The sequence below is a fragment of the Streptomyces racemochromogenes genome (assembly GCF_044129415.1).
Taxonomy (GTDB): domain Bacteria; phylum Actinomycetota; class Actinomycetes; order Streptomycetales; family Streptomycetaceae; genus Streptomyces; species Streptomyces racemochromogenes_A.
Map to the genome: position 1 here is coordinate 1 of NZ_JBBDHD010000188.1, position 9,662 is coordinate 9,662.

The following is a 9,662-nucleotide window of genomic DNA, read 5'->3' on the forward strand; positions in this document are numbered from 1 at the left end:
CATCCGCTCCTGGGTGCGCACCCGGCGCACCATCGCGGCGTGAAACGGCGGCGGGGGGGGGGGGGGGGGGCGGGGGGGGGGGGGGGGGGGCGGGGGGGGGGGGCGCGGGCGCGGCGGGGGGGGGGGGGGGGGCGCCGGCCGCCCCCGCGGGGCCCCCCTGCCGCCGGGCCGCGGCCACCAGCGGCGAGTGCCGCAGCGCGAGCGAGATGCGGACGAGGTCGCGCGGCCCGTCGGCGGTGAGCTGCACCCGGCACCCGTCCGCGTCCTCCTCCTCGGTCGCGGCAGCCGCCTCCGGGTCGGCGGCGCAGACCCGCACCGCGGCGGCCACCATCGCCGCGTCGGCGACGGCGCGGGCCGTCTCCTCGTCCGCGCCGTCCGCGCGGGCGCACGCGTAGGCGGTGTCGCGGTGGCGGCGGTCGAAGCAGGGGCCCAGCCTGAGGAACCCGTCGTGGATGTCGGACTCCCGCTGGATCACCCGGATCGCGGCCGGCGACCACCAGGACATCCGCACCCCCGGCGTGCCGCTCGGCGCGGTGCTCTGCACCTCGTGCCACAGCGCCCCCAGGTTCCGGTACGTGCTCCAGGTGCGCCAGCTGTCCGACACCCGCTGGTACACCAGGGGCAGCACGAACCCCACCGAACTGACCAGCGCGCCGGCGGAGGCCAGCGGCGGGGCGACGAAGGTGCTCAGGAAGTCCAGGTCGCGCCCCAGCCAGCGGGCGGCGACGGCGGACACCTTCGCGGCGTCGTAGGCCAGGCTGATGGCGTAGCCGGTGATGATGATCAGCAGTCCGGCCCGGAGCCAGCCGCAGACCTGGAGGGACCACCGCCAGCACATCGACACCATCACCATCACGGCCACGTTGTGCGCCAGCAGGTAGGCGAGGATCATCAGCCGGATGTACGGGGTGTTCGCGTAGTACGTGTCGAAGTCGCGCAGCCGCTCGACGGGCGCCGACCCGACGGCGAACAGGACGACGATCGCGGCGATGACGACGGCGTAGCCGGCGATCCAGCGCAGCGAGGTGTGCCGGATCTCCTCGGCCGGCCCGCCGCGCCAGTTGAACACCAGGACCAGGCAGGAGGCGCTGAAGGCGGTCATCAGCGAGTAGACGAGCGGGGCGGAGAAGTTGGGGATCCCGGTCCAGCGGTTGACGGCCGCGATGGTGGGAGGGGCGGCGAAGGCGAAGACCGCGCCGGCGAGGAGGAGCAGGAAGCAGACCGACCGCAGGAGCGGATCGCGCCAGTTGGTGCGCAGGGCCGGCAGCTTGCAGACGAGGGAGATCGCCATCGCCGCCGCCGGGATGTAGTAGTCCGGTCCTTTCAACGGTCGTTCCTGTGCCCCCGGTAGCCGAGGGAGGTCTCGATCCGGCCCGCCAGCTCGTCCCGGCCGCCCGCGGGACGCGGACCGGAGGAACCGGCGAGCCAGGAGCGGCACCTGCTGCCGAGCAGCAGCCCGAAGGTCTCGGCCTCCGTCTCCTCCTGGACGTCGGCGCGGGTGCGCGCCGCGACGCTGCGCACCGTCTCGCCCAGGTCGGCCCCGTCGCTCAGCAGCCGGGCGGCGACCGCGGCGCCGTCCACGTGGTGGCTGCAGTGGCCGGCCTTCATGTGCCAGAGCTCGTGCCCCAGGATGACCAGCTGATGGTCCGGCGCGGTCCGCTCCTCGATCACCACCAGGTCCCGGTCCGCCATGTCGAGCCACAGGCCGCTCGCCGTCCCCTGCGGGAACGCCGCCATCCGGAACTGCACCGGGCGGCCCCGGTGCCTGCTCATGCCGTCGCAGAGCGCGGTGTAGAGGTCCACGGGTTCCACGGGGGCGGCCAGCTTGATGCCGGACACCAGCTCCGCGCACAATCGCCGCTGCGCTCTGCCTATGCTCACCGTTCTCCCCGTCGACGCGGATCCGGATCAGGACTCAAGGATCAGATCCAGACTTTCGACTGGGTCATGATTCGTTCGGTTTGACGCTTTCGAGAAGCATGTCCAGCCATTCGGTCACCTTGTCCCGGTGCTTGTCGCTGGGCAGTTGGGCAGCACGCCAGGCGATGCCCCGGACGCCGTGGTTCTGCAGGAGCCGGGCGAGCGGGTCGCCGGCCGCCGCGGCCTCGGCCGGTACGGGCTGCCGCTCGCGCCCCGCGAAGTCCTGGAGGAGCTGCTGCTCGGTCCGCTGGAGGGCGTCCGTGAGCGCGTCGGCGTCATGGGCGGTGAGGAAGCCCGCGTGCACCCCGAAGAAGCGCTGGATGGCGTCGCAGTGCTCCATGGTGGGCCGCCGGTCGCCGTTGATGAGCGCTCCCGCCTGCTGCCGCGACATCCCGGCGCCGTCCGCGATCTCCTGCTGGGTGTAGCGGCGCCCGTTGGGTTTCACCCGGGTCCGCCTGAGCAGGTCGAGGCGCTGGAGGAAGCGCGCCTGGAGGTCGGGTTCGCCGGCCCGCCGGCCGTCGAGCAGGGATCTGATCACGTCGGTGGGAACTCCGGACGCCTCCGAGAGGCGGCGGAGGTCGAAGACCTGGTTCGGGTCGCGGCCCATTTTGTTCGCCAGCTCGGCGACCCGCGTGACGGTTGCCGCCAGGGGCGCGTTGGCCACCGCGACGGGAGCCGGGAAGCCGTCTGTCACCAGTGGTTCTCCTAGATCGCGCGAGGTCAGTGGGCACGTGGTCGGCCTCGGGAAATCTATCCGGTTTGTTTTGGGAGAGCCAGAACTTGCCACAGCTGTGGCGCGAATGAGCTGTCGCCAGGCTGGAATTGCCACAATAGTTGACACTCGAATGAAGTCGGTAGCAGGATCGCCACACGGAAATGAAGATCCAGACCGTTGAGGAGGGGGAGCTCTCGGTGCCACATCTCGCAGCGGTGGGCCCGTCTGATGGCCTCGTCCGAGCCGGTGAGGAGCGCCTGGCGGGCGACGAGTCCGCCCGTGGCGCAGTGCGGTCGGAACGGCGCAAGGAGATTTTGCGCCAACGCCGCGAAGAACTGGGCCTGAGCCAGGAAGACCTCGCGGCGCGCCTGCGCATCAGCGTACGCGCGTACGGGAACTGGGAGCGCGGGCTCGTCAAGGAATGGACGGACCGCAAGCTCCTCGCCCTGGCCGAGGCCCTGGAGATGAGCGAGCGGCAGTGCTTCTGGCTCTTCAGGATCATGGTCGACCGCGAACCGCCGCCCACCTGGCGCGCGGCCGAGGAGAACCGGCTGCCCCAGGACCCGGCCCAGCGCGACTACCTGGTCGACTACGCGGCCCTCATGGAGGCCGTCCCCTACCCCAGCTTCCTGGTGGACCACCGCTGGGACGTCGCCCTGACCAACTCGGCCTTCGACCGCCTCTTCCAGACGGTGCGGCCGCACCCCACGGCCCTGCCGGACGACAACTTCCTGCGCTTCGTGCTCTTCCACCCGGATGCCGCGGCCGTCCTGGAGGACCACGAGCCGGCCTGGTGCGTGCCCCTGCTGGCCCAGTTCGCGACCGCCCTGGCGGCGGCCCCCGAGGACGAGGGCCTGCGGAGCATCCGTCAGGAGGTGGCCCGCGACCCGTTCATGGAGGCGGCCTACCGCTACGGGGTCCCGCACTGGCTGACCACCCACGGGCAGGAGGCCGCCGAACAGGACGGCGCGGTGCGGACGGTGCGCCACCCCGACCCGGGCCGCGGCCTGGTGCGCTGCCGGATGGTGGCCGAAACCAGCCGGATGCTCGACGGGATGGGACTGACCCGGATCACCCTGGTGCTGTCGGCCCCGCAGGGCCTGCCGACCGGTCCGGTGCGCGGCGGCGCGGGCTTCCCCCAGGCGCAGGGGGCCCGCCTGCGGGCGGTTCCCGCGCTGGGGGACTGACCCGGCGGGGGACACTGTTCCCCGAGTGCCTGCCACGGCGCGGGCGGCGGCGGGAACCGGTGATGCTCCGGTACGCCACCGCCGGACGCCGAGGAGTCGATGCCACGATCGGCGACCTTCACCGGGTTTCCCCCGACGGGGGGTTGAACCGGCGCGCCCCCCCCACCCCCCCCCGCCACCCCCCGCCCCCCCCCCCCACCCCCCCCCCCCCCCCCCGCCCCCCCCCCCCCCCCCCCCCCCCCCCCCCCGCCCGCCCCCCCCCCCCCCCGCCCCCCCCCCCCCCCCCCCCCCCCCCCCCCCCCCCCCCCCCCCCCGCCCCGGGCCGTGGCGGCGACGGGTACCTCGAAAGGCCGGAAGGACGGTAGGGGCGTGCGGTTGACCATCCTCGGCGGGGGCGGATTCCGCGTCCCGCTCGTCTACGGAGCACTCCTCGGCGACCATGCCGAGGGCAGGGTGTCCCGGGTGACCCTCTACGACGAGGACCCCGTGCGGCTCGCCGCCATGGCCCGGGTGCTCGCGGACCAGGCCGCCGCCTCCGGGGCGGCGGACGCCCCCGAGGTCACCGCGACCCGGGACCTGGACGAGGCCCTGCGCGGCGCCGACTTCGTCTTCTCCGCCATCCGCGTCGGCGGCCTGGAGGGCCGCGCGGCGGACGAGCGGATCGCCCTGGCCGAAGGAGTGCTCGGCCAGGAGACCGTCGGCGCGGGCGGCGTCGCCTACGGTCTGCGGACCGTGCCCGTGGCCCGCGAACTGGCCCGCAGGATCGCCCGCAGCGCCCCCGGCGCCTGGGTCATCAACTTCACCAACCCGGCCGGGGTGGTCACCGAGGCCATGTCCGAAGAGCTGGGCGGACGGGTCATCGGCATCTGTGACTCACCGGTCGGCCTCGGCCGCAGGATCGCCCGGCTGCTGGGCGTCGCCCGCCCCGAGGAGGCCTGGATCGACTACGTCGGCCTCAACCACCTGGGCTGGGTGCGCGGGCTGCGGGTCGGCGGCCGCGACGAGCTGCCCCGGCTGCTGGCCGACGACCGGGCGCTGGAGTCCTTCGAGGAGGGACGCCTCTTCGGCGCGCAGTGGCTGCGCTCGCTGGGCGCGATCCCCAACGAGTACCTGCACTACTACTACTTCAACCGCGAGACCGTACGGGCCTACCAGGAGGCGAAGCAGACCCGCGGGGCCTTCCTGCGCGACCAGCAGCGCGGCTTCTACGCCGAGGCGGGCCGGGCGGCGCAGCCTCCGGGCGCGGCGCTGGCCGCCTGGGACCGGACGCGGGCCGAGCGCGAGGCCACGTACATGTCCGAGAACCGCGAGGTGGCGGGCGTCGGGGAGCGCGAGGAGAGTGACCTGGAGTCCGGCGGCTACGAGAAGGTGGCCCTCGCGCTGATGCGGGCCATCGCCCGGAACGAGCGGACCACGCTGATCCTCAACGTCCGCAACGGCGCGACCCTCTCCGTGCTGGACGCGGACGCGGTGATCGAGGTGCCCTGCCTGGTCGACGCGAACGGCGCCCACCCGGTGTCGGTGGCCCCGCTGCCGCTGCACGCGGTGGGGCTGGTGACCTCGGTGAAGGCCGCCGAGCGGGCCGTCCTGGCCGCCGCGGCGAGCGGCTCGCGGGCCGACGCGGTCAAGGCCTTCGCGCTGCACCCCCTCGTGGACTCCGTGTCCGTGGCCCGCCGCCTGCTGGACGGGTACGCCGCCGAGCACCCGGGGCTGGCCTACCTGCGCTGAGCGGGACCCGCGGCGGATTCCCCCGCACGGCGGCTTGCGGCATGCGGGGCGGGTGAGCGGCTGTGACAGTGCGAGGGTGACCACTGCCCCCGCCGCGGCCGCGCCGCCGCCCGTGCTCGACCGGCGGCGGCGCCACATCGTCTTCGGGACGATCATGCTGGGCGTGCTGCTCGCCGCCCTCGACCAGACGATCGTGGGCACCGCGCTGCCCACGATCGTGGGGGACCTGGGCGGCGGGGACCACATGGCCTGGGTGGTGACCTCGTACCTGCTCGCGGAGACCGTCGCGACCGTGCTGGTCGGCAAGTTCGGCGACCTCTTCGGCCGCAAGAGGGTCTTCCAGGTCTCCGCGATGGTGTTCATCACCGGCTCCTTCCTCTGCGGACTCGCCGGGAACATGTCCCTGCTGATCCTGTGGCGCGGGGTCCAGGGCTTCGGCGCCGGCGGCCTCATGGTCACCTCCATGGCGCTCATCGCGGACGTGGTCCCGCTGCGCGAGCGCGGCACGTACCAGGGCGCGATCGGCGCCGTCTTCGGCGTGGCCACCGTCATCGGACCCCTGCTCGGCGGACTGTTCACCGACCACCTGAGCTGGCGCTGGGCCTTCTACGTCAACGTCCCCGTCGCGGTGCTGGTGGTCGCGATGGCCGCCCGCACCATCCCCTCGGTACGGGCGGCGGGCCGGCCCCGCATCGACTACCCGGGCATCGCCCTGGTCGCGGTGGGGTCCAGCGCACTGATCCTGGCCACCAGCTGGGGCGGGAACGAATACCCCTGGACCTCCGGGGTGATCATCGGACTGCTGGCGGGCGGCGTGGTGGCGCTCGCCCTCTTCTGCCTGGTGGAGACGCGGGCCGCCGAACCGATGCTGCCGATGCGGCTGTTCCGCAACCCCGTCTTCACCGTGTGCTCGGTGCTCAGCTTCGTCGTCGGGTTCGCCATGCTCGGCGCGATGACCTTCCTGCCGACCTACCTCCAGTACGTGGACGGGGACTCGGCCACCCTGTCCGGGGTACGCACCCTGCCGCTGGTCGTCGGCCTGCTGATCGCGTCCGTCTTCAGTGGCAACGTCACCGCCAGGACCGGCCGCTACCGCGTCTTCCCCATCGTGGGCTGTGCGGTGATGGGCGCCGGCCTCTACCTGCTCTCGCGGATGGACGCGCAGACCGGCGCCTGGCTGGAATCCCTGTACATGTTCGTGCTCGGCGCCGGGATCGGCCTGTGCATGCAGGTGCTCACCATCGCCGTGCAGAACACGGTGGACTACGCCGACCTGGGCACGGCCACCTCCGGAGTCACCTTCTTCCGGACGCTGGGGAGCTCGTTCGGGACGGCCGTGTTCGGGACGATCTACGCCAACAGCCTCGGGCCCGCTCTGGAGGGCGCCGTGGCCGAGGCCGCCCGGGCCACCGGCGGGGACCCGGCCCGGCTCGCGGCCGCCGCCCAGAGCCCCCGAGGGGTGCACGCGCTCGCGCCGGCGGCGTCCGGCCCGATCGTCGGCGCGTACACCGAGGCCCTGCACACCGTGTTCCTGTGGACCGTTCCGGTGGCGGCCGTCGGTTTCGTCGTCGGCCTCTTCCTCAAGCAGGTCCGGCTGCGCGACAGCGCCCGCGCCGCGTCCACGGACATGGGCGACGGCTTCGCCTCGCCGGCCACGGCCTCGGGGGACTCGGCCAAGCTGCTGGAGCTCGCGGTGGGCAAGCTCGTACGGGCCATGGGGCCGCAGGAGGCACGGGGCATCGTGGAGGCCTCCGACACCCGGCTGGACATGGCCGGCGCGTGGGCCGTCATGCAGGTGGACCTGCTCACCCGTACGGTCGGGCACGCGGGCCTGGGGCTGATCGCCTCGCGCCGGTCACTGCCGCCGGAGGTGCTGCTGCCGGTCTTCGACCGGATGGTGGAGGAGGGCTACCTGACCCGGCAGAACGGGTTCTTCAGCCTGACCCGGGGCGGGCAGCGGGAGGCCGACGTCATCTCCGCGGCGTGGGCGCGGTGGCTGGGCGACCAACTGGAGCGGGACCGGGGCCGGCCGCGCAGCGCGGAGCTGCGGGCGGCCGCCGACGCGATCGCCAAGCGGCTGCTGGCGGAGGACCTCCGCGAGGGCGGTTTCGCACCGCGGCAGGGGGTCTAGAAGGGGCTGCCCGACCGTGCTCCCGGACCGTGCTCCCTGACCGGGCTCCCCGGTCAGGCTCCAGGACCGGGCTCCCGGGTCAGGCAGGGGCGGCGACGGGGTAGTCGTGCCGGGGTACGGCCGGGAGGGTGGGCAGGTCGCGGCGCCAGGCGTGCAGGACCGCCGCCGAGGGGGCGTACAGGCCCTCGGGGATCTCCGCCGGGGCGAACCAGCGCCACTGGGCGATCTTGTGCGGCTCGGTCACGGCCGGGGTGCCCTCGGCGGAGCGGGTGAGGGCGGCCGCCGTCAGGCGGGTCACGCCGGTGTCGAGTGACGAGATCTGGACGGCCAGCACCTCGACGGCCTCCGGCGCGGTACGCAGGCCCGTCTCCTCGGCGAGCTCCCGCGCGGCGGCCTCTTCGAAGCCCTCCCCGGGGTCGACCTTGCCGCCGGGCAGCTCCCAGCGGCCGTCGTGCGCCCGGCCGAGCAGCACCCGGCCGTCGGCGCCCAGCACGATCAGTCCGACGCCGACGACGGCGTTGGGCTGGGGGACGGCCCTCGGGGCGCCGCTGGCTTCGGGGTTCCGGTTCCGGTCGGTCACGCGGGGCCGTCCTGTTCTTCGTCTCGTGTGCCGGTGGGGGCGCACGGGTGGGCGGACGGCCATTGTCCCATCCGCCGGGGCGAGGAGACGGTGCGTCAAGGCGCTGCCGCCCGACCCCTCGGACGGGTGTACGAGTTTCGGCCAGGGGCCGGGCGTGCAGGATCTGTCGGTCTGATCGTCGTACGTTACGTCGGCTCGGGGGCGCGCAATGGCACATGTGCTGGTCATCGGCGGTGGGGTCGCGGGACTGGCGACGGCCCTGCTCGCGGCCCGGCGGGGGCACACCGCCGAGGTCTTCGAGCGCGACACCCGGGCCCCCGGAACCGCCCTCGACCGGGACTTCTTCGACTGGCGCCGCCCGGGCGTCCCCCAGGCGGCCCAGCCGCACGTGCTGCTCGGCGCCGCCCGGGCGGTGCTCCGGGCCGAGCTGCCGGACGTCCACGCGGAGATGCTCCGGCTCGGCGCCCGCGAGCGGCACGAGCTGGACTGGTTCGAGGTACGGCCGCCCGCGCGGCCCGGCGATGAGGACCTGGTGCTGCTCCAGGCCCGGCGCGTCGTACTGGAGAGCGCGCTGACCACCGCCCTGCGCGCGGAGCCGGGCGCGGTGGTGCGGTACGGGGAGCCGGTCACCGGGCTGACCACGGCCGGGGGCCCGCGGCCCGCGGTCACCGGCCTGACCACGCCGGGCGGCGGGTACGCGGGCGACCTGGTGGTGGACGCCGCCGGGCGGCGCGGGGGCTGCGCGGCGCTGCTGGCGCGGGCCGGCTGCCGGCCCGCCGCCGTCGAGCGGCACCGTACGGGCCTCGCGTACTTCTGCCGCTGGTACCGGCTGCCCGAGGGGGTGGACGAGGGACCGCGCAGGCCCTGGACGGTGACGGGCGGCGCCTTCGCGGGCTGCGCGGTCTTCCCGTCCGACAACCGGGTCTTCGCCGTGACCGTCTTCGCGCACACCGGGGACCCCACCCGGGCCGCCCTGCGCGATCCGGCCGTCTTCGAGGCGGCCGCCCGGGCCTTCCCGCCCGGCGCCGCCTGGCTCGGCCTGGGCGCCGCACCGCTGTCGGGGGTCCTGGCCATCGCGGGGCTGGACAACCGCTGGAGCCCCCTGGCCGACGGGCGCGGTCCGGTGGTGAGCGGGATGGTCCCCGTCGGGGACGCCCTCACCCACACCAACCCGACCCTGGGCCAGGGGACCTCGCTCGCGCTGTGGGCGGCCGACCGGGTGGCCCGGACGGCCCACCGGGACCCGGGTTCCCCCGACTTCGCCGCCGGCTACCACGCCTGGTCGCTGCGCACGCTGAAGCCCTGGTTCGACTTCCAGGCGGGCGCGGACACCGCCGTCGGGGAACGGCTCGCGGCGGGCGCGGGCGCGGGCGCGGGGGCCGGCGCCGCCGGGGCGGGGCG

8 protein-coding genes are annotated in these 9,662 nt (G+C 74.6%); 4 read left to right on the top strand and 4 right to left on the bottom strand.

The features are described from left to right. The 3 genes from WDV06_RS34425 to WDV06_RS34435 all read right to left on the bottom strand — a co-directional run. The coding region (locus tag WDV06_RS34425; protein WP_395513755.1) for an MAB_1171c family putative transporter at nt 1-1,327 on the bottom strand (1,327 nt) is incomplete at its 3' end. Beyond that, the gene (locus WDV06_RS34430; RefSeq protein ID WP_395513756.1) at nt 1,324-1,881 is read right to left on the bottom strand and encodes a toxin-antitoxin system, toxin component; all 558 of its coding nucleotides are present in this window, start codon (nt 1,879-1,881) and stop codon (nt 1,324-1,326) included. The genes WDV06_RS34425 and WDV06_RS34430, both read right to left, overlap by 4 nt. Before the next feature lie 64 nt (nt 1,882-1,945). Next, nucleotides 1,946-2,614 (bottom strand): helix-turn-helix domain-containing protein, encoded by a 669-nt coding sequence (locus tag WDV06_RS34435; RefSeq protein ID WP_358897047.1) that lies wholly within the window; start codon nt 2,612-2,614, stop codon nt 1,946-1,948. A gap of 335 nt (nt 2,615-2,949) precedes the next feature. On the opposite strand from WDV06_RS34435, the gene WDV06_RS34440 reads away from it, so the two are divergent. The 3 genes from WDV06_RS34440 to WDV06_RS34450 all read left to right on the top strand — a co-directional run bounded on the left by WDV06_RS34440 (nt 2,950) and on the right by WDV06_RS34450 (nt 7,681). Beyond that, nucleotides 2,950-3,822 (top strand): helix-turn-helix domain-containing protein, encoded by an 873-nt coding sequence (locus WDV06_RS34440; protein ID WP_395513757.1) that lies wholly within the window; start codon nt 2,950-2,952, stop codon nt 3,820-3,822. 369 nt (nt 3,823-4,191) lie between these two features. Further along, nucleotides 4,192-5,550, top strand: a complete 1,359-nt coding sequence (locus tag WDV06_RS34445) for a 6-phospho-beta-glucosidase (RefSeq protein WP_395513758.1) — start codon at nt 4,192-4,194, stop codon at nt 5,548-5,550. 76 nt (nt 5,551-5,626) lie between these two features. Continuing rightward, nucleotides 5,627-7,681: an MDR family MFS transporter gene (locus WDV06_RS34450; RefSeq protein ID WP_463668235.1), complete on the top strand. Its 2,055-nt coding sequence runs from the start codon at nt 5,627-5,629 to the stop codon at nt 7,679-7,681. A 79-nt stretch (nt 7,682-7,760) separates the two neighbouring features. Here the strand turns inward: WDV06_RS34450 and WDV06_RS34455 are convergent, their stop codons facing one another. Further along, a complete protein-coding gene (locus WDV06_RS34455) occupies nt 7,761-8,261 on the bottom strand; it encodes an NUDIX domain-containing protein (RefSeq protein WP_395513759.1) in 501 nt (166 codons plus the stop codon). 208 nt (nt 8,262-8,469) lie between these two features. On the opposite strand from WDV06_RS34455, the gene WDV06_RS34460 reads away from it, so the two are divergent. Beyond that, nucleotides 8,470-9,662, top strand: a 1,193-nt coding sequence (locus WDV06_RS34460) for an NAD(P)/FAD-dependent oxidoreductase (protein ID WP_395513760.1), incomplete at its 3' end; no start/stop codon positions are given.